General features: G+C 46.7%; 14 protein-coding genes. 4 read left to right on the forward strand and 10 right to left on the reverse strand.

The features are described 5' to 3' along the window. Positions 1 to 73: 73 nt before the first annotated feature. From metF to BHV73_RS12300, 4 genes are all read left to right on the forward strand, one after another. Positions 74 to 1,027, forward strand: a complete 954-nt coding sequence (gene metF, locus BHV73_RS12285) for a methylenetetrahydrofolate reductase [NAD(P)H] (RefSeq protein WP_286738443.1) — start codon at positions 74 to 76, stop codon at positions 1,025 to 1,027. Between the two features lie 15 nt (positions 1,028 to 1,042). After that, on the forward strand, positions 1,043 to 2,167 hold the full coding sequence (locus tag BHV73_RS12290) for a DNA polymerase III subunit (protein WP_118469035.1): 1,125 nt from the start codon (positions 1,043 to 1,045) through the stop codon (positions 2,165 to 2,167). 102 nt (positions 2,168 to 2,269) lie between these two features. Continuing rightward, on the forward strand, positions 2,270 to 3,619 hold the full coding sequence (locus BHV73_RS12295) for a PSP1 domain-containing protein (RefSeq protein ID WP_286738445.1): 1,350 nt from the start codon (positions 2,270 to 2,272) through the stop codon (positions 3,617 to 3,619). Continuing rightward, complete coding sequence (locus BHV73_RS12300) at positions 3,597 to 4,082, forward strand: gliding motility lipoprotein GldH (protein WP_009122856.1); 486 nt, start codon at positions 3,597 to 3,599, stop codon at positions 4,080 to 4,082. The genes BHV73_RS12295 and BHV73_RS12300 overlap by 23 nt, the downstream gene beginning before the upstream one ends. 2 nt (positions 4,083 to 4,084) lie before the next feature. Here the strand turns inward: BHV73_RS12300 and rodA are convergent, their stop codons facing one another. From rodA to tamL, 10 genes are all read right to left on the reverse strand, one after another. Further along, the gene (rodA, locus tag BHV73_RS12305; RefSeq protein ID WP_286738447.1) at positions 4,085 to 5,542 is read right to left on the reverse strand and encodes a rod shape-determining protein RodA; all 1,458 of its coding nucleotides are present in this window, start codon (positions 5,540 to 5,542) and stop codon (positions 4,085 to 4,087) included. A gap of 26 nt (positions 5,543 to 5,568) precedes the next feature. Continuing rightward, positions 5,569 to 7,434 (reverse strand): penicillin-binding protein 2, encoded by a 1,866-nt coding sequence (gene mrdA, locus BHV73_RS12310; RefSeq protein ID WP_286738448.1) that lies wholly within the window; start codon positions 7,432 to 7,434, stop codon positions 5,569 to 5,571. A gap of 55 nt (positions 7,435 to 7,489) precedes the next feature. Next, a complete protein-coding gene (gene mreD, locus BHV73_RS12315; RefSeq protein WP_286738449.1) occupies positions 7,490 to 7,990 on the reverse strand; it encodes a rod shape-determining protein MreD in 501 nt (166 codons plus the stop codon). Next, a complete protein-coding gene (mreC, locus tag BHV73_RS12320) occupies positions 7,987 to 8,829 on the reverse strand; it encodes a rod shape-determining protein MreC (RefSeq protein ID WP_009122852.1) in 843 nt (280 codons plus the stop codon). The genes mreD and mreC overlap by 4 nt, the downstream gene beginning before the upstream one ends. Before the next feature lie 2 nt (positions 8,830 to 8,831). Then, positions 8,832 to 9,854, reverse strand: coding sequence for a rod shape-determining protein (locus BHV73_RS12325; RefSeq protein WP_117712959.1), 1,023 nt, complete (start codon positions 9,852 to 9,854; stop codon positions 8,832 to 8,834). 114 nt (positions 9,855 to 9,968) lie between these two features. Further along, positions 9,969 to 11,492 carry a bifunctional phosphoribosylaminoimidazolecarboxamide formyltransferase/IMP cyclohydrolase gene (purH, locus tag BHV73_RS12330; RefSeq protein ID WP_022219454.1) on the reverse strand — a complete coding sequence of 508 codons (1,524 nt, stop codon included), beginning with the start codon at positions 11,490 to 11,492 and terminating at the stop codon, positions 9,969 to 9,971. Between the two features lie 222 nt (positions 11,493 to 11,714). Next, positions 11,715 to 13,751 carry a M13 family metallopeptidase gene (locus BHV73_RS12335; protein WP_195621753.1) on the reverse strand — a complete coding sequence of 679 codons (2,037 nt, stop codon included), beginning with the start codon at positions 13,749 to 13,751 and terminating at the stop codon, positions 11,715 to 11,717. A 29-nt stretch (positions 13,752 to 13,780) separates the two neighbouring features. Continuing rightward, positions 13,781 to 15,748, reverse strand: a complete 1,968-nt coding sequence (gene abc-f, locus BHV73_RS12340) for a ribosomal protection-like ABC-F family protein (RefSeq protein ID WP_195621754.1) — start codon at positions 15,746 to 15,748, stop codon at positions 13,781 to 13,783. Between the two features lie 433 nt (positions 15,749 to 16,181). After that, positions 16,182 to 17,093, reverse strand: coding sequence for a nucleotidyltransferase family protein (locus tag BHV73_RS12345; RefSeq protein WP_009122848.1), 912 nt, complete (start codon positions 17,091 to 17,093; stop codon positions 16,182 to 16,184). 202 nt (positions 17,094 to 17,295) lie between these two features. Beyond that, positions 17,296 to 19,650: a translocation and assembly module lipoprotein TamL gene (gene tamL, locus BHV73_RS12350; protein ID WP_009122847.1), complete on the reverse strand. Its 2,355-nt coding sequence runs from the start codon at positions 19,648 to 19,650 to the stop codon at positions 17,296 to 17,298. Between the last annotated feature and the right edge of the window lies 1 nt (position 19,651).

The raw sequence follows: 19,651 nt of genomic DNA on the forward strand, positions 1-19,651 counted from the left end.
TCTCATTTCTTTTTCGTATTTTTGTTCCCAATGTGCAGGATTTTGCTAATTAGACAAAGACAACGAAGAAGAAATGAGAGTAATCGATCTGATAAACAGTAACGAAAAAACAGCTTTTTCTTTTGAGATATTGCCCCCTCTGAAAGGTACAGGCATCAAAAAGTTGTACGAAACGATAGATACATTACGGGAATTCGACCCTAAATACATCAATATAACCACACACCGCAGCGAGTACGTGTACAAAGACCTCGGCAACGGACTGTTTCAACGCAACCGGCTTCGTCGCCGTCCGGGAACCGTATCCGTGGCGGCAGCCATCCAGAACAAATACAACATAACGGTAGTGCCGCATATTCTTTGCAGCGGTTTCAGCCGTGAAGATACCGAGTACGTATTGCTTGACCTGCAATTTCTGAATATCACAGACCTTTTGGTGTTGCGCGGAGACAAGGCGAAGCACGAATCCGCCTTTACGCCCGAAGGTAACGGTTATCATCACGCCATCGAATTGCAAGAGCAGATTAACCAATTCAATAAGGGTATCTTTGTAGACGGTTCCGAAATGAAAGTCACCAATACTCCTTTCTCATACGGAGTGGCCTGTTATCCGGAGAAGCACGAAGAAGCTCCCAATATCGATACGGACATTTACTGGCTGAAGAAGAAAATGGAGACCGGAGCGGAATATGCCGTTACCCAATTGTTCTATGACAACCGGAAATATTTCGATTTCGTAGAACGCGCCCGCAAAGCCGGGGTTACCATCCCCATCATACCGGGCATCAAGCCATTCAAGAAGCTGTCACAGCTCAGCATGATACCCAAAACATTCAAAGTGGACTTACCCGAAGAACTGACAAAGGAAGTCTTGAAATGCAAAAATGACGCCGAAGCGCAACAAGTGGGTATCGAATGGTGCATACAGCAATGCAGGGAATTGATGGAACATCGTATTCCCAGTATCCATTTCTACTCCATAGGCGCGGTAGACAGCATTAGAGAAGTAGCCAAACAGATTTATTAACCAAATAGCGGTACCGTGTTTTTTAAAGATGTAATCGGCCAGGACGCAGCCAAACAGCGATTGATACAAGAAGTGCAGGAAGGACGCATTCCTCATGCGCAATTGTTCTGCGGACCGGCGGGAGTAGGCAAACTTCCGCTGGCTATGGCGTATGCCCGTTACATCTGTTGCCCGAACCGTACTGAAACCGATGCCTGCGGTACGTGTCCTTCGTGCGTGAAGTGGAATAAACTGGTACATCCGGACGTACACTTCGTATTTCCCATTGTGAAAAGCGCCAAAGGGAAGAAAGAAGTCTGCGACGACTACATAGCAGACTGGAGACGTTTTGTACTGAACAACCCCTATTTCTCACTGAATCACTGGCTGAACGAAATGGGAGCAGAGAACGGACAAGCGATTATCTACGCAAAGGAAAGCGATGAAATCACCCGTAAACTCAGCTTGAAATCCAGTGAAGGCGGCTATAAGGTAACCATTGTATGGCTGCCGGAAAAGCTGCACGAAGTCTGCGCCAATAAGCTATTGAAACTGTTGGAAGAACCGCCAGAGAAAACAATCTTCCTTTTGGTTTCGGAAGCCCCCGAAATGATATTATCCACGATACTCAGCCGTACGCAGCGTTTCAATATCCGCAAAATAGAAGAAGCGAGCATAGCAAACGCACTGCAACAAAAATACGGCGTACAACCGGTGGACAGCCAGACCATTGCGCATCTGGCGAACGGGAACTTCATCAAGGCGCTGGAAACCATCCACCTGAATGAAGAGAACGAACTCTTTTTTGAATTGTTCGTCAGCTTAATGCGTCTCTCCTATCAACGGAAAATACGGGAAATGAAGCAATGGAGCGAACAACTGGCAGTCATGGGACGCGAACGCCAAAAGAATTTCCTGGAATATTGCCAGCGCATGATACGGGAAAACTTCATCTATAACCTGCATCGGAAAGAGATGAATTATATGACGCTACCCGAACAGAACTTCGCAACCCGATTCGCCCCGTTCGTCAATGAGCGGAATGTTATGGGCATCATGGATGAGCTCAGTGAAGCGCAGGTTCATATCGAACAGAATGTGAATGCCCGTATGGTATTCTTTGATTTTTCACTGAAAATGATTGTTCTGTTGAAGCAGTAAGAAAAAATATCATCGGAAGATATTTCCGGATAACAGGATGATAAAACAATAAGATAAGAGAATAAATATAAAGAGCATTTGAATCGTAAATAAAATAAAGAAATGGAATTTAAACTACATAACGGAAGCGGTAGTCTCTGCTGCAAAAGCTGCGGCAGGCAAGACAAACAGCTGAACACCTACGACTGGCTCGCCGATATTCCGGGCAATGCCGAAGAATCGGACATGGTGGAAGTTCAGTTCAAGAATACCCGTAAGGGCTATTTCCGCAACAGCAACAAAATTCCTTTGGAAAAAGGTGATATAGTGGCCGTAGAAGCTACTCCCGGACATGATATAGGCGTAGTAACCCTTACGGGACGGCTTGTTCCGCTACAAATGCGTAGAGCAAACATCAAGTCGGAAGCAGATATCAAACGTATCTACCGCAAAGCCAAGCAGGTGGATATGGAGAAGTATAATGAAGCGAAAGCGCGCGAACACAGTACGATGATTCGTGCCCGTCAGATAGCTCTTGACCTCAACCTCAACATGAAAATCGGAGATGTGGAATATCAGGGAGACGGCAACAAAGCGATCTTCTACTACATTGCCGATGAACGCGTAGACTTTCGCCAGCTGATTAAAGTGCTTGCCGACGCTTTCCATGTACGTATCGAGATGAAACAGATCGGTGCACGTCAAGAGGCCGGACGTATCGGCGGTATCGGACCTTGCGGCCGTGAGCTGTGCTGCGCTACCTGGATGACGTCTTTTGTTTCCGTTTCAACCAGCGCCGCCCGTTTTCAAGACATCTCACTGAACCCGCAAAAGCTTGCCGGACAATGCGCCAAACTGAAATGCTGCCTCAACTACGAAGTGGACTGCTACGTAGAAGCGCAAAAACGCCTGCCTTCCAAAGAAATCGAATTGGAAACCAAAGACGGCGTATTCTATTTCTTCAAAGCCGATATTCTCAACAATCAGATAACTTACTCCACAGACAAGAATATTCCAGCCAATCTGGTTACCATCAGTGGCAGACGGGCTTTTGAAGTTATCGGTCTGAACAAGAGAGGTATCAAGCCGGAAAACCTATTGGAAGAGACACATCGTGCCGAGCCTAAGAAACCGGTAGACTTATTGGAACAGGAAAGCCTGACCCGTTTCGACCGCAACCGTAAGAACAAAAACGGCGGAGACGGCAATAACAATGGAAACGGTAACGGAAACAATGGCGGTAACCGGAATAAAAAGAGAAAAAAGAGCCCCAATAACCGACTGCAAGGCGGTGAACAATCTGCCGCTCCGCAACAACAAGAGCAACCCAGACAGCAGGGAGACGAAAAACGACCGCAAGGAGATGAAAGACGCTCACAACGGAATAACAACAATCGTAAACGTCCTCACAACAACAGACCCAAACCTCAGGGAGATAAACCTGTTCAAAATGACAAACCCGCTCAAGAATAAGATAAAGTTTCTGAGATATATCATACTTCTGTTTATCGTAAGCGCATCAGGCGCTTGCGATAAACAGACTGTATATCACGCGTTCCAATCCATTCCGCAAGCGGGTTGGAAACGGCAGGACACACTGTTCTTCAAGGTCGCCGTACCCGACTCGCAAACTTACTACAAGCTGACTGTGGAAATCCGAAACCGTAACACCTACCCTTATCAAAACATAAACTTATCCGTTTGCTATGACAGCCCTGAATCTAAAAAGTTACAGGCAGACACGCTGACAGCCGTCTTAGCCGACAAAGAAGGAATATGGAAAGGAGATGGTTGGGGCGGTTTATATCAGTCTGCGTTTCCCGCCGGAAGCATCAAAATAGAGAAACCCGGCGATTATCTTTTCAAAGTAGCTTATACATTGCCTGACGATATTCTGCCCGGCATCAATGATGTGGGAGTCAAATTGCAAAGATAACATTATACCAGCCTCCTGTTTCTCCCCGCATCGATACGCAGGAATATAAACAACAGTATTGTAAAGCCCCATAACGAAGAACCGCCATAGCTGAAGAAAGGCAGCGGAATACCGATTACGGGTGTCAGGCCAAGCACCATACCGATATTTATAAAAAGGTGAAACAAAAAGATACTCAGCACCGAATATCCGTATACCCTGCCAAACGCGGACTGCTGCCGTTCTGCCAATGCAATCAGACGAAGTATCAGGGTCAGAAACAAAAGTAACACAATCGTTGAGCCGATAAAGCCTTCTTCTTCGCCTACGGTACAGAAAATGAAGTCCGTATCCTGTTCGGGGACATATTTAAGCTTAGTCTGCGTGCCGTTCAAAAAGCCTTTTCCGGTCAGGCCACCCGACCCGATGGCAATCTTCGACTGATTTACGTTATAGCCCGCTCCCGCCAAGTCCTCTTCCATACCCAACACAACCTTGATACGAATCTGCTGGTGAGGTTCCAATACTTTATTGAAGAAATAGTCGCTGGAATAGAGAAAACCTATCGAGCCCATGGCAAACAATCCGATAAGAAAATAGCTCCAATGACGTTCGCTCAAAGCAAGAAAGAATAAATAACAGGTTACGACTACGCATAATCCCCATTGCACCCATACCAGATTAAAGGGAGTCATATACTCCGAAACCAGATAAGCAATAAGCAACACGACAAAAGAACCGCCGATGATATTACGGACAGGCTCCCATTTCTTCTTATACACCCATACCATTCCACCGGCAAAGAGCAAAACCATCGACAATACTGCAAACTCTCCGATAGGCGTTGGAGTATCCGCTATGAAAACCTGATCAAAGCGAATTCCCACCACAAAATATACCACAGCGCAAATACCTGAGAAGAGTACCACCCCGGGCATGCCTTCACGATAAAGCATCAAAAAGAAAGCCGTATAAACCAATGCCGAACCCGTTTCCCTCTGAAGGATAATCAGCATCATCGGCAAAAGGATAAGGAAAGCCAGCATCAACGCATTCTTCCAGCTTTTTATGGTAAACGAATAGGCGCTCATATACTTAGCCAATGCCAATGCCGTGGCAAATTTGGCAAATTCGGCCGGCTGCAGACTGACAGGCCCTAAAATAAGCCATGAACGCGAACCTTTGGTATCAGGAGCGATAAAGATGGTTACAACCAATAAGAGAATGAGCCCTATATATATAATGTAGGAAAACATATCATAGAGCGTATCTTCCAGCATCAGCAAGATGAATCCCAATCCGAATGAACAGACAATCCACATGAACTGCTTGCCCGCACGAGTGGAGAAATCAAGAAAATCACGGTCACCATAGTCGTAACTTGCCCCGCAAACGCTAAACCAGCCGAATACAATCAACATCAGGTAGATTACAATCGTCACCCAATCCAATGATTTCCATATATTGTCTCTTCTTACCATTTATACCGCTAATGTTTGACTGTTTACTACCTTTCCTCGTCTCCGTACAAAATGATACGGTTACTGAACTCCTCCGCACGTATCTCGTTCTCCGGTGATAACTTGCCATGTAAATACTGATCCATCATCATTGCACCGATAGGAACACCGTAAGTCGCACCGAAACCGCCGTTTTCCACATACACCGCAATCGCAATCTTCGGGTCGCTCATCGGAGCGAATCCCATGAATACCGAATGGTCTCTACCCCGGTTCTGTGCCGTACCGGTTTTACCGCATGCCTCCACACCCGGCAGCATTGTACCTACCATACGACAAGTCGCACTACCCGTACTTCCTGTAACAGCGGCACGCATGCCTTCCACGACCTCATCGTAATATTCCCGGTCAACCGAAGTGACACGTGGAATACGATAGATGCTGTCCAGTTCATTATCTTGTATTTCCTTTACAATATGCGGGGTTATGAAATGTCCCCGATTGGCAATGGTCGCGCCTAAATTGGCTATCTGCAACGGAGTGGCAAGAATCTCCCCCTGCCCGATGGCGATACTGATAACCGTAAGCCCGTTCCAGGAACCACGATATGCCTTATCATAGAACTTCGCATTAGGAATCAAACCGCGTTGCTCTCCGGGAAGGTCGGTACCGAGACGATAGCCGAATCCTTGGGAAACCATATGGTCTTTCCATACCGTTATGGCATTTTGAGGAGAGCCGTACTTCTTGTCGCTGAACATCCGGAACAGTCCCCAGCAAAAGTAAGAGTTACATGAAGTAGCTATGGCCGGAATCAGCGGCAATGGAGAACCATGTCCGTGACATCCCACATGTAAGCTTCCATAATTGAATCCGTGTGCACAGGGAAAAGTCGGATAATCCTCGTGAATGATTCCTTCCTGCAAGAATGTCAAGGCCTGCGCAGTCTTAAAAGTAGAGCCCGGTGGATATGCTCCCATGATTGCGCGGTTCAGCAAAGGTTTCCGTTTGTCTCTTTGCAACATCCGGTGGTTCTTTCCACGCTGGCGGCCAATCATCAGGTGAGGATCGAAAGTAGGAGAAGAAACCATGCAAAGTATCTCTCCCGTAGCCGGCTCAATGGCTACAATAGCTCCGATTTTATGTTGCAACAAACGTTCGCCCAACCTCTGCAATTCAATATCGATACCTAAAGTCAGGTTCTTGCCGGGCACGGAGGGGCGGTCGAGCTTCCCGTCCATATAATGTCCCTGGATACGTCCATGCGCATCACGAAGCAGAATCTCCACCCCCTTTTCACCACGAAGATACTTTTCGTAAGATTTCTCGATACCTTGCTTGCCTATATAGTCTCCCCGGATATAGTAATTATCCGCTTCAATATCTTTCTTTGACACCTCGCCTATGTCTCCCAACGCATGTCCGGCGGCATCATAGGTATACTGCCGGATAGTACGCCGTTGGATGTAGAAGCCGGGAAACTTGAATAGTTTCTCCTGAAATACACCGCACTCTTCTGCCGAAAGTTGTGTCATAAACACCTGATGCGTATATTTGGAATAACCGGGATTCATCCAACGGTTCTTTACATCCTTCATCCGCTTCTGAAACTGCTCGAGCGTGATGTTCAACGCACGACAAAAATCCAGGGTGTCAAGCTGTGTCACTTCGCGAGGCACGAACGTGATGTCGTATGCAGGCTGGTTAAAAACCAGCAGTTTACCATTACGATCGTAGATAGCGCCGCGCGAAGGATATTGAATCTTATTCAAAAAAGCATTGCTGTCCGCATTCTTCTTGTAATCATCCGTCATGATTTGCAAGTCGAACAGACGAATCACGTAAATAAGGACAATGACGACAGCCGCCATACCTATCACATATTTCCGTTTCTCCAGCGTATAATCCTTCATACCATCGCGACCTATGAGTTATAAATACGAATACACATAACCAAGCAACCTCTTTTTACTTCTTCCGTATACCCTCTACCGCCATTATACAAGTTACAGTCAGCAAAGCGCTTGTTACAATTCTCAACAACAACGTGCCGATGTGGGCAAAGGAGAAGAATTCGAGGGTAAGCAGCATCCCGTGATGTACCAAGACACTGACAACCAAATATTTCAGAAAAGGAGAGATTCCCATTGTACGGACTGCCGGAACCAATGTATCCAGCGTATCGCGAGGTACGAACAAACGTAAGAATGTAGGACGCAAAAAGGCCAACAGCACCGTAGCCGCCGCATTCATTCCCGGAGTATCGGAAAAGACATCAACCGCCAGCCCGAGAAAGAAAGCCCATAACATCAATGCATTACGGGGCACATCCGACTCAAACTTCAAAATCATATATATATATAAAAACGGAGTGGCATATCCGGCAATATGCACATTGTTCAGTATCAGCACCTGCAATAACACCAAACCGATAAACCACCCTATCTTATGCAAATAATTGATTATCATTTTTCCCCTTCTTTTTCCAGCATGTCCTGTTCCTCCTGCCCGCTACGCGAAATGACACGCACATTGCTCACTTTACCGAAATCCGTAGCCAGCTTTATCTTCAACAGATACGACAGCCCGTCATGAGAATCGGACATATCATCGACCGTCCCTACCATAACCCCTTCGGGGAACACCGTAGAGTAACCGCTTGTCACTACCGTATCACCCAGGTTAAATTCCGCGTGACGAGGCAAATCTTTCAGATAGGCGAAACGCGAATCTCCGCCTTCCCACTTTAAATAGCCGAAATAATCACTGCCCACAATCTTGCAACTGATGCTCGACTTGCTGTTCAACAACGGAATAACCAGCGAATAGCGGGGAGAAGTCTTATACACGATACCTACTACCCCGTTTGCATCCACTACACCCATCTCCGGACGAATGCTGTCTGACGAACCACGGTCTAATGTAATGTAATTATCCGCCCTGTTCAAGCTGTTCTTAATGACATTCGCCTTGAATATGCGGTAATCATCCGGAGCAAGACGGGCCATGCTATATAACTTTACCGAGTCCAGACCTCGTTCCTGCAGGCTTCTTTCAAGAAAAGCCACCCGTTGTTCCAGCCACATATTCCGGTCGAGCAAATCCTCGTTGACCGATTTCAAATGGAAGTAAGAACTGATGCCTCCCGATATCTCATAAACTTTCCCTGCCACTCCGTTTGCCGAGGTGAAATACACACTCTGCTGATAATGATTGAAGCGGAACAATAAAACAAAACTGGTAACCTCCAACAGAAGAAAGAGGAACCAGTAATTGTATTTAATAAGAAAGTTCAGTAAATTTCGCATACCTATCTCATCAGGAATGAGAAGCGGTCAACATTCTTCAATGCAACGCCCGTACCTTTGGCAACGGCATGCAAAGGGTCTTCCGCAATGTGGAACGGTATGTTAATTTTATCGGTCAGACGTTTATCCAGTCCGCGAAGTAGCGCACCGCCACCGGCCAGATAGATACCGTTGTGCACGATATCGGCATACAATTCGGGCGGCGTATTCTCCAATGCGCTCAAGATAGCGGTCTCAATCTTAGAGATAGACTTCTCCAGACAGTGCGCCACTTCCTGATAGCATACGGGTACTTCCATAGGAAGCGCCGTGATACGGTTCGGGCCATGAACGATATAATCTTCGGGAGCATCCTCACCCAATTCGGTCAAGGCTGCGCCTACATTAATCTTGATACGTTCCGCCATACGCTCGCTGACCTTCACGTTGTGCTGGCGGCTCATGTACTCCTGAATATCGGCAGTCAAATCGTCACCGGCAATACGGATAGAGTTATTGGAAACAATACCGCCCAATGAGATAACGGCGATTTCCGTAGAACCGCCACCTATATCCACGATCATATTACCCTCCGGCGCTTCCACATCGATACCGATACCGATAGCGGCGGCCATCGGCTCAAATATCAGGTAAACGTCGCGTCCGCCGGCATGTTCGGCAGAGTCGCGCACGGCACGAAGCTCTACTTCCGTACTTCCCGAAGGAACGCCTATTACCATACGGAGCGAGGGAGAGAACAGACGATTGCGGTTGTTCACCATTTTAATAAGTCCGCGTATCATCTGCTCGCAAGCATAGAAGTCGGCAATTACACCGTCGCGAAGCGGACGGATAGTGCGTATGTTCTCGTGGGTCTTTTCGTGCATCATCTTTGCCTTTTCACCCACGGCGATCATCTTGTCCGTACGACGGTCCAAAGCTACTACCGAAGGCTCATCCACTACTATCTTACCATTTGTGGTGATGATAGTATTGGCAGTGCCAAGGTCCATCGCTATTTCTTGTGTAAAAGAGAATAATCCCATGTTTCTTAAATGAAAAATTAGGAATGAAGAATTAAGAATACTATGCGGAATACCAACGCAAGCAAAGACAGCGCAGCCAATTCCTCATTCTTAGTTCTTCATTCATCATTAATATTAGTGTTTAAAGTGACGGAACCCTGTTATCACCATTGCAATGCCATGTTCGTTGCAATAATCAAACGAGAGTTCATCCTTGATACTTCCGCCCGGCTGAATTACAGCCTTAACGCCTTCATTACCTGCAATTTCCACGCAGTCGGGGAAGGGGAAGAAAGCATCGCTCGCCATTACGGCGCCGTTCAAGTCGAAGCCGAAGTTCTTGGCCTTCTCAATGGCCTGTTTCAAGGCGTCCACACGGCTGGTCTGACCTACACCGCTTGCCAGCAGCTGCTTGCCTTTAGCCAATACAATAGCGTTGGATTTGCTGTTCTTCACTATCTTGTTCGCGAAAAGCATATCTTCGATTTCCTGTGCAGTCGGAGCCTTGGTCGTCACGGTTTTCAAGTCTTCGGAAGTCTCGATCTTCAAGTCACGGTCTTGAACCAAAACGCCATTCAACAAAGAGCGGAACTGTTTCTTAGGCAGAGCAGCCTGCTTGCGAACCAGAATTATACGGTTCTTCTTCTGACCGAGAATTTCCAGTGCATCCACGTCATAATCGGGAGCTATGATAACTTCAAAGAATATCTTGTTGATTTCTTCGGCAGCCGCCTTGTCAATCACGGCATTTGTGATGAGCACACCGCCGAATGCAGATACGGGATCACCTGCAAGCGCATCGTTCCATGCTTCCAGTACAGTAGAACGTGAAGCCAAGCCGCAGGCATTGTTATGCTTCAGGATAGCGAAGGTCGTATCCGTAAATTCATCAATCAAATCAACGGCGGCATTGATATCGAGCAAGTTGTTATAAGAGATTTCCTTACCGTGGATCTGGTCGAACATGGCATCGATATTTCCATAGAAATAACCTTTCTGATGCGGGTTTTCACCATAGCGCAAAGTCTTCTGGTTATTGGCGGATTGGCGGAAAGCAGACCCTTCTTCACCATCGAAATAGTTGAAGATAGCCGAATCGTAATGAGAAGATACGGCAAAGGCTTCCTTAGCAAACCAACGGCGTTCTTCGAGCGAAGTAGTGGCGCCATGCTCCATCAGTATATCGCGAAGCGGCTGGTACTGGGCTTGGGAAGCAACGATAACAACGTCATTGTAATTCTTGGCTGCAGCACGAATCAATGAGATACCGCCTATATCGATCTTCTCGATAATAGCCGGTTCTTCGGCACCGCTTGCAACAGTCGCTTCAAACGGATACAAGTCTACGATTACGAGGTCTATTTCGGGTATTTCATATTTTTCTATTTGCTGCATGTCTTGTTCCAGTCCGCGGCGGCAAAGGATACCTCCGAATATCTTCGGATGCAAAGTCTTTACACGTCCACCCAGAATGGAAGGGTATGTGGTAAGGTCTTCCACTGCCTTGCAGGGATAGCCCAAAGATTCGATAAATTGACGGGTTCCACCGGTTGACAGGAACTCTACACCTTCTTCATGCAGTTTGGTAATGATTTCGTCCAAACCTTCTTTATGGTAAACGGATACCAGAGCTGTTTTGATTCTTTTAGTTTCAGACATGGATTTGCGTATTAAAGTAATGCGTACATTTTACTATTTGATGTGCAAAGTTACGAATTTTGTTTATTCATACATACATTCATACACAATAAATTAGGTATAATTAAAAAAGGAAGTTATTATTAAATCCGGCACCTTCGCACAATGACATAAAAAAAGCCCCGCTGAAAAGGCATCCATACCTCTCCAGCGGGACTGAAATCTTTTATGGCAACCGGTCTGTTACCAGATGGAAACCCGTTTTTCTACCGGTACAAACATCGGATCATTTTCCGTCACATTGAAAGCTTCATACCAAGCGCCTATTTGCGGCAAAGCGCCGTTTACACGCCATTTACCCAAAGCATGCACATCGCTCTTAGTACGGTTCAGCACTTCTTCCGGACGGATATTGTTTCCCCATACGCCCGCGTAGGCAAGGAAGAAACGTTGTTCGGGAGTGAAACCGTCCATTACAGGCAGCGGATTAGCGGCCGTAGCTTTCTTGAATGCCTGATAAGAAACCTGCAAGCCGCCATGGTCGGCAATATTCTCTCCCAAAGTCATACGGCCATTGCCATACACACCCGGAGCGACTTCAATGCTGTCGAATACATTCACCATAACCTGGGCACGTTCGTCGAAACGTTTGGAATCCTCTTCAGTCCACCAGTCTTTCAAGTTTCCGTCCTTGTCATATTGGCGTCCCTGGTCGTCGAATCCATGAGTCATTTCATGACCGATCACCACTCCGATGGCACCATAGTTGAAAGCGTCATCCGCATTCATATCGAAGAACGGATATTGCAAAATACCGGCAGGGAAGCAGATTTCATTCGTTGTAGGATTATAATAGGCGTTCACTGTTTGCGGGGTCATCAGCCATTCGTCTTTATCCACCGGTTTGCCGGCTTTAGCCACCATCTCCGCATGACTCCATTCATTGGCACGCTCCATGTTCGCCCAATATGAATCATCTTTGATTTCCAGTGTAGAATAATCCTTCCAGGTATCAGGATAACCTATTTTCACATGGAAAGTAGCCAGTTTTTCCAAAGCCTTTACCTTTGTAGAATCACCCATCCAAGCAAGATTTTTGATGCGTTCACCCAAGCTTTCCTGCAAATTCTTCACTAAAGTCACCATACGTGCTTTGGCAGCGGCAGGGAAATATTTCTCTACATACATCTGGCCTACGGCTTCACCCAAAGCGGAACTTACAGTACCGACTGCTCTCTTCCAACGGGGTTGCATCTCTTGTGTGCCACTCATCGTACGTTGGTAGAAATCGAAATTCTGCTCCGCCATGGCATCATTCAAAGTACCTGCGGCGGCGTCAATCAATCTCCATTGCAAGTAGAGCCCTTGTTCGTCAACAGGCAGAGTATCCAGAATATCGGCGGCGGCTTTCAAAGAAGCGGGCTGGCCAACGATAATTTCCTTCACATCTTTCAAATCCAGAGCAGAAAGATAAGCGTCCCAATCGAAGGTAGGATAAGCTTTCTTCAACTCTTCCATGCTCATTTTATTGTAATTGGCATGCGGGTCGCGCAACTCCGTACGCGAACGGAAAGCCTTGGCAAGACGTGTTTCCACATCCATCACGACATCCACACCTTTTTTGGCAGTAGCCTCATCGAAACCTGCCAACTGATACATCTTCTGTACGTGCGTACGGAAAGCGTCACGAATCTTAGCGGTAGCCGCATCATTTTCCAAATAGTATTCACGCTCACCCATACTCAGACCCGTTTGATAGGTCTGTACAGCATTCATGCTACTATTCATTTCATCCGCCCCTACATACAGAACGTTATAGGAAACAATACCTTTCTTCTGCATCTCGCCCAACAAGGCATAAAGTTCTTTTTTGTCTTTTAAAGCCCCCAGCCTGTCGAGTTCAGCCTTAATAGGAGTTATACCATCCTTATTCAGCTTCACACTGTCCATTACGATTTTGTACAAATCACCGACTTTCTGCGCTACACTTCCGGCTTCATGCTGAGTGGCAGCCAGTTCTTCGATAAGCCCCTGAATCTGCTTACGGTTATTTTCCGCAAGAATGGTAAAAGAGCCATACTGTGAGTACTCGGCAGGAATCGGATTGTTCTTCATCCAACCGCCGCAAGCGTATTGGTAGAAATCTGTTCCGGGCAAAGCCGTTGTGTCAAGATTGGCAAGATGAATGCCGGCCGTAAGTTCAGCCTGGTTCTTGCCAGTACCGCAAGCACCTGCCATCAGGCAAAATGCTGCAATGGGTAAAAAATGAAATACTCTCATACTTATATAAAATAAATGTTATTACGTTATCACTCCTTTTTCATCTCCTCCAGTTCACAGGAAGCAGAATCCCATTCTTCCATTACACGATCTAACTGGGCTTTCAGTTTCTGGTGCTGTTCGTAAAGCGTCATATCCGAAGCACCTTCCGGTGTAGCCATCTTAGCTTCCAGAATAGCAATAGCCGCCTCCGTCTGCTCTATCTCCGCTTCACAATCCGCTACACGACGTTCCAGTTTTTTGAGCTTCTTATTGAGCTCTTTTTGTTCCTCGTAAGAAAGCTTCGCGGCAGAAGGTTGCGCTGCTTCAGCATTACCGCCGGCAGCCGCTTTCCCCGCAGCCGGTGAAGCAGATAATGAAGGAGACTTCTGCAAATCGTTCAAGCTCTCTATCTGCTTTTTCTGCAAGAAATCATAGATACCGCCAAGGTGTTCTTTCACCAACCCGCCACCGAACTCATATACTTTAGTCGCAAGTCCATCCAAAAAGTCACGGTCATGGCTGACAATTATCACCGTACCGTCAAAATCACGGATGGCCTCCTTCAGTACATCTTTCGAACGCATATCAAGATGATTCGTCGGTTCGTCGAGAATCAGGAAATTCACAGGTTCCAGCAACAGCTTAATCATGGCGAGACGGGTACGTTCGCCACCGGAAAGGACTTTTACCTTCTTGTCCGAAGCCTCTCCGCCAAACATGAATGCTCCTAAAATATCGCGTATCTTCAGCCGGATATCTCCCACCGCCACCCGGTCGATGGTATCGAAAACCGTCAGGTTTTCATCCAGCAGTTGCGCCTGATTCTGCGCGAAATAACCAATCTGCACATTGTGCCCCAAAGTAAGCTTCCCGGTATAGTCCGTAATCTCATCCATGATGCACTTTACAAGTGTGGACTTACCTTCGCCGTTTTTGCCGACAAAAGCCACTTTCTCACCGCGATTAATAGTGAGATTTACATCGTGAAATATGACATGGCTTCCGTACGCTTTGGCAACATCTTCACAGATAACTGGGTAGTTACCGCTACGGCTGCTGCACACAAACTTCAACCGTAAGGAAGAATTATCCTCTTCGTCCACTTCGATGCGCTCTATCTTCTCCAGTTGTTTGATACGGCTCTGTACCTGTACAGCCTTAGTGGCCTTATAGCGGAAACGCTCGATAAAGTCTTCCGTATCCTGTATCTGTTTTTGCTGGTTTTCGTAAGCACGAAGCTGCTGTTCTCGGCGTTCCTTACGGAGTACCACAAACTCATCGTACTTCACTTTATAATCATAGATACGCCCGCAAGTTATTTCAATCGTACGGGTAGTGACATTATTCAGAAAAGCGCGGTCGTGACTGACAAGCACCACTGCGTTGGCACGGGTGGAGAGGAAGTTTTCCAACCACTGGATACTCTCAATATCGAGATGGTTCGTAGGCTCATCGAGCAGCAACACATCCGGACGGCGAAGCAACAACTTGGCAAGCTCGATACGCATACGCCAACCACCGGAGAACTCACTCGTAGAACGGTCAAAATCCTCGCGGCTAAAGCCCAGTCCCTGAAGGGTACGTTCTATTTCGGCACGATAGTTTGTACCGCCCATCATCAGAAAACGCTCGTTTTCATGGGTAAAACGATCTATCAATTTCTGATAATCTTCACTGTCATAATCGGTGCGTTCGGCCAACTGCCGGTTCATACGCTCTATATCAGCCTGCATCTCAAAGATATGCTCAAAAGCAAGTTCCGCCTCTTGCATGACGGTACGCTCATCACTGAGTATCATCACCTGAGGCAAGTACCCGATCGTACATTCACGGGGAACGGCCACAACACCGGAAGCGGGTTGCTGAATGCCGGCCAATATTTTGAGCATGGTGGACTTACCCGCCCCATTCTTACCGACAAGAGCTATGCGGTCTTTCTTATTAATAACATAAGAAACGTCTTCGAACAGAGGGGTAGCGTTAAATTCCACCTTCAGTCCTTCTACAGATATCATAGTGTCAATGAATTAATCGTTTAAGGCTGCAAAGGTAGCGATATTATTTTTATTCTCACGCAATCGTGTATTCAAAGCGCAACTACATTCATTTAAATTTCAATGCTTGCATATGACGTATCAAATGATATGGCGAACGGTCTGTCGAGGATTTTATAGTTACAATGCGATGTTTATCGCATTCAGATGTATTTTGAGGCAAGCTCAGTCCCATACTCAGGGTACCTCAGTCGTATACTGAGACAGGCTCAGTCCCATACTTAATCACGCTTTATAAATCAAACTGATAATCAATTAGTTACAAAAAAAACTCTCTTACAACTCATAAACCTTTACAAAAAATCCCCTCTCTCCCTTTCCGTCCAACCAACCTGGAGAACAAAAGAAGGAAAAGAGGGGATATTTTTATAAAGTAAACCGCTCGGATATTCCCTTAGAATAACTTAGCGGGATATTCTCCGGCATCTACCAACGCCTGAATCTTATCAACCACACTCTGACGGTCTTCCGGATAAGTCACGCCGAACCATTTACTGTTCGTATCAAGTACCTCTACCGTAGCAGTACCGTCATTAATCAGTTTATCCACCATCAAAGGAATAAAGAATTCGCTCTTCAAATTTTCCATATTCTTCGGATCGCTGAGGAATGTCTTAAAGAACTCCTGGCTATAAGCAAAATAGTCGGGAGTAAAACCCCAGAAGTTCATGCTGACCGGAGTAGTGTCGGGAGTAGCAGTCCACTCGCCATTATCATCGATATACTTCACCTCACCGTCCATACGTTGAATCTTGGTACGTTCTACAACGGAAGTCAGCAGATTATCGGCATCCGTACCGCAAAGACCGCGAGATACCGTGCCGCTTTCACTTAATGTATTTCCAATACGGAAACCCACCATCGAATATTTATTCTTGGAACCATCGGGAAGTTCTGACAAGAATTTACCCATTACCCGGAAAGAATCGCGACCGTAGAAATCATCGCAATTGATAACGGCGAACGGCTCCTTTATCACATCGGCGCCCATCATTACGGCATGGTTAGTACCCCATGGTTTGGTACGGTCTGCCGGGCAAGTAAATCCTTCGGGAAGCGCATCCAGTTCCTGGAACACCAGTTCGCACGGAATATGTCCTTCGTATTTGGAAATGATTTTATCGCGGAAGTCCTGCTCAAAGTCTTTACGGATAACGAAAACGAGCTTACCGAATCCGGCATTGATAGCATCGTAAATAGAATAATCCATAATAGTTTCGCCATTGGGGCCCAGTCCATCTAACTGTTTCAAGCCACCGTACCGGCTGCCCATACCGGCTGCCAATAAGAATAAAGTTGGTTTCATATTAGTTATTATTTAAAAAGGTTAGTGTATCATGGTTGATAACAGATGCAAAAGTAGTAAAATTTATATCAGAAAAAGGGAGATTTTAGTCCATTCTTTTCTATAATCGTACAAAACTCCACCTTATTGGCCGGTACTTCCGCATTGAGTCCGTTTTTGGGCAAATACGATTCACTATTGTCTGCAAAGCCGGCAGAATCTCTTAGAACGGATAACCGATGGCGAAATGCAAAGCAAGACTGTCCTTGAACTTAGGAATATTGTAGTATCCCGACTTACCGGTATCATACGGGTCGTGCAGCCCTACTCCGCAGTCCAAACGGAACACCAGAAAATCCATATCATAGCGCAAACCCGCTCCCGTACCCAAAGCCACCTGCTTGGCAAAGTTCTTTAAAGTAAGTTCTCCACCGGGGCGGGAATCATCCTTACGCATCAGCCACACATTACCGGCATCCAAGAACACCGCTCCATGCAAGTCGCCGATGATACGGAAACGATACTCAACATTAGCTTCCATACGTATGTCGCCCACATGGTTGATGAAAGAATACTTACTTTCCTTATCCGGAGCATAACCGCCCGGGCCTATGCTGCGGGCGGAGAAAGCACGTACGCTGTTGGCGCCGCCGATATAGAACTGCTCGGTATAAGGAGCCGACAGCGCATTTCCGTACGACCATATCACTCCTCCGGCAATGCGTGAAGCGATCATCTGGTTTTTATCTATCTTATAGTGATAGCGGAATTCACTGTTAACCTTCAGGAACTGCGCAAAAGGTACACCCAGCAGTTTTTTATCCTTCTCGCTGAACGGTTTGCCGAAGACACGATAAATACACGAAGTCAGATTACCTGCCGAGCTTACCGTCGTCTGCCACCAAATAGGATTGCGCACACGCTGTAAAGAAGCGTTATCATACGTGTACATATATTCCATGACAGGGATAAACTGGTCGCGCAGACTGACGTAGAGCGCAGGATTCTCCGCCTGCAATTCCTTAAAGGCTTCCGTTGGGTTACGAAGCACATTAAACGTAAGTTTAAACGGCGTGAAACTATGTTTGGTCGTACGCTTCGGCTGGAAATCATACGTAGCGTTTCCACCAAACGCCAACAGTTTATAATACTTGGCGCGGTTCAACTGGTCGATGTACAACTTGAAGGTGGTAGTGGCCGGAAAGTCGTACTCCTTATCGCCGAAACGGGGAAAGACCACACGTGGGAACATCAGCGAAGTAGACAATCCCACCTCATAACTGTTCATCAATGAAGACCGGTCTTTACCCGTCTGCCACTCATACGAACCGTCCAGCTTCACATTCCATGCCTCACCGCCGCCAAACACGTTGTTTTTCGTTACGGTGAACGAAGCTCCCGGTCCGGTCTGGTTATTACTTTTCATCTTCACGTTGAAATCCAGTTCGGCATCGTAGGGTTTGTCGAGAGCCGCATGGATATTCACATCCAGCGTATCACACGCGAATGTCGTATCGCGCGGAGTATACTGCATTTCGAGATAGCGGAAGATACCCACATTATTCAAACGCTCCTGCACACGGGTCTGACGATATAAACTGTAAAGGCTTTGCATGGAACGTCTGCGGGAGATACCCGTACTGTCCTGCACCTGGCGTTTCTGACGATATGCCTGATAGTTGAGCCACCTGTAAATCATGTTGGGACGTACCCGCAATTTATCATGATAATAGATGCGCAGTCCCTTATAATCCATGCTGTCGTTAGGAGCCTCTCCATGCTTGCCATAGAGGTGGAATGCTTTACTGCCCACATAAAACGGTTTTTCGGCGACAGAAGGCATACCGGGAGCAGGCACCATACGCATCACGACATGGCCGCCGGGCACTAAAGTCGTATCAGCCTGATAAGTCAGATAGTCGGGACGGAAATAATAGCACCCTACATTGCGCAGCAAAGTACTGATACGAGTACGCTCTCCGTCGAGGTCGGTCACATTAAACTGTTCTCCCGGACTGATGAGCGAACGGCGGCGGCTCATATTCATAATGCGCGACGTACGTTCACTGAAACCGTGGTAGTAGACCGTATCGATAAAATAAGGATTACGCATGTCCACCGTATATTGCAGCTTCGCCTTTAATGAGTCTTTCGGATTTACAAATGTCTTATAACTGACCGTACCGTTGAAGTAGCCGTAGTCCCGCAACAGATTGGCAGCAGCCTTCTGCCTGATATCAGGATTGACGGACGACATCAATACCGGCTTTGCAGCAAAGCGGTTGAATATCCACTTTCCAAACCCCTTCTCATATTTCACAAATCCATTGTAAATCCATAATCCCACAGGGAACGGTATGCGGATACTGGAACTGCCCAGCAAAGAGTTGTTCGGAGCAGTGGCCAGCGCAGCTTCCACCTCTTCCATGGCGGTTTCGCCTACCGGAGTCTTGCTACGGTTCTCGACAATCATCGTTTTTTGTCCCGTATACAGGATTTCACCTTCCGGCAAATGCTTGGTTGTGGAACATCCTGCCAGAAACAGTATACCCGCTATATATAATATCAGTCGTTTCATA

The organism is Bacteroides sp. 44_46 (genome assembly GCF_001915465.1).
In the GTDB taxonomy this organism is placed as follows: Bacteria; Bacteroidota; Bacteroidia; order Bacteroidales; family Bacteroidaceae; genus Bacteroides; species Bacteroides clarus.

Excerpts from the sequence above, each read along its gene's own strand:
- mrdA (WP_286738448.1), bottom strand. The coding sequence starts at position 7,434 with ATGAAGGATTATACGCTGGAGAAACGGAAATATGTGATAGGTATGGCG.
- abc-f (WP_195621754.1), bottom strand. The coding sequence starts at position 15,748 with ATGATATCTGTAGAAGGACTGAAGGTGGAATTTAACGCTACCCCTCTG.
- BHV73_RS12335 (WP_195621753.1), bottom strand. The coding sequence starts at position 13,751 with ATGAGAGTATTTCATTTTTTACCCATTGCAGCATTTTGCCTGATGGCA.
- purH (WP_022219454.1), bottom strand. The coding sequence starts at position 11,492 with ATGTCTGAAACTAAAAGAATCAAAACAGCTCTGGTATCCGTTTACCAT.
- mreC (WP_009122852.1), bottom strand. The coding sequence starts at position 8,829 with ATGCGAAATTTACTGAACTTTCTTATTAAATACAATTACTGGTTCCTC.
- BHV73_RS12345 (WP_009122848.1), bottom strand. The coding sequence starts at position 17,093 with ATGAAACCAACTTTATTCTTATTGGCAGCCGGTATGGGCAGCCGGTAC.
- tamL (WP_009122847.1), bottom strand. The coding sequence starts at position 19,650 with ATGAAACGACTGATATTATATATAGCGGGTATACTGTTTCTGGCAGGA.
- rodA (WP_286738447.1), bottom strand. The coding sequence starts at position 5,542 with ATGGTAAGAAGAGACAATATATGGAAATCATTGGATTGGGTGACGATT.
- BHV73_RS12325 (WP_117712959.1), bottom strand. The coding sequence starts at position 9,854 with ATGGGATTATTCTCTTTTACACAAGAAATAGCGATGGACCTTGGCACT.
- metF (WP_286738443.1), top strand. The coding sequence starts at position 74 with ATGAGAGTAATCGATCTGATAAACAGTAACGAAAAAACAGCTTTTTCT.
- BHV73_RS12295 (WP_286738445.1), top strand. The coding sequence starts at position 2,270 with ATGGAATTTAAACTACATAACGGAAGCGGTAGTCTCTGCTGCAAAAGC.
- mreD (WP_286738449.1), bottom strand. The coding sequence starts at position 7,990 with ATGATAATCAATTATTTGCATAAGATAGGGTGGTTTATCGGTTTGGTG.
- BHV73_RS12300 (WP_009122856.1), top strand. The coding sequence starts at position 3,597 with ATGACAAACCCGCTCAAGAATAAGATAAAGTTTCTGAGATATATCATA.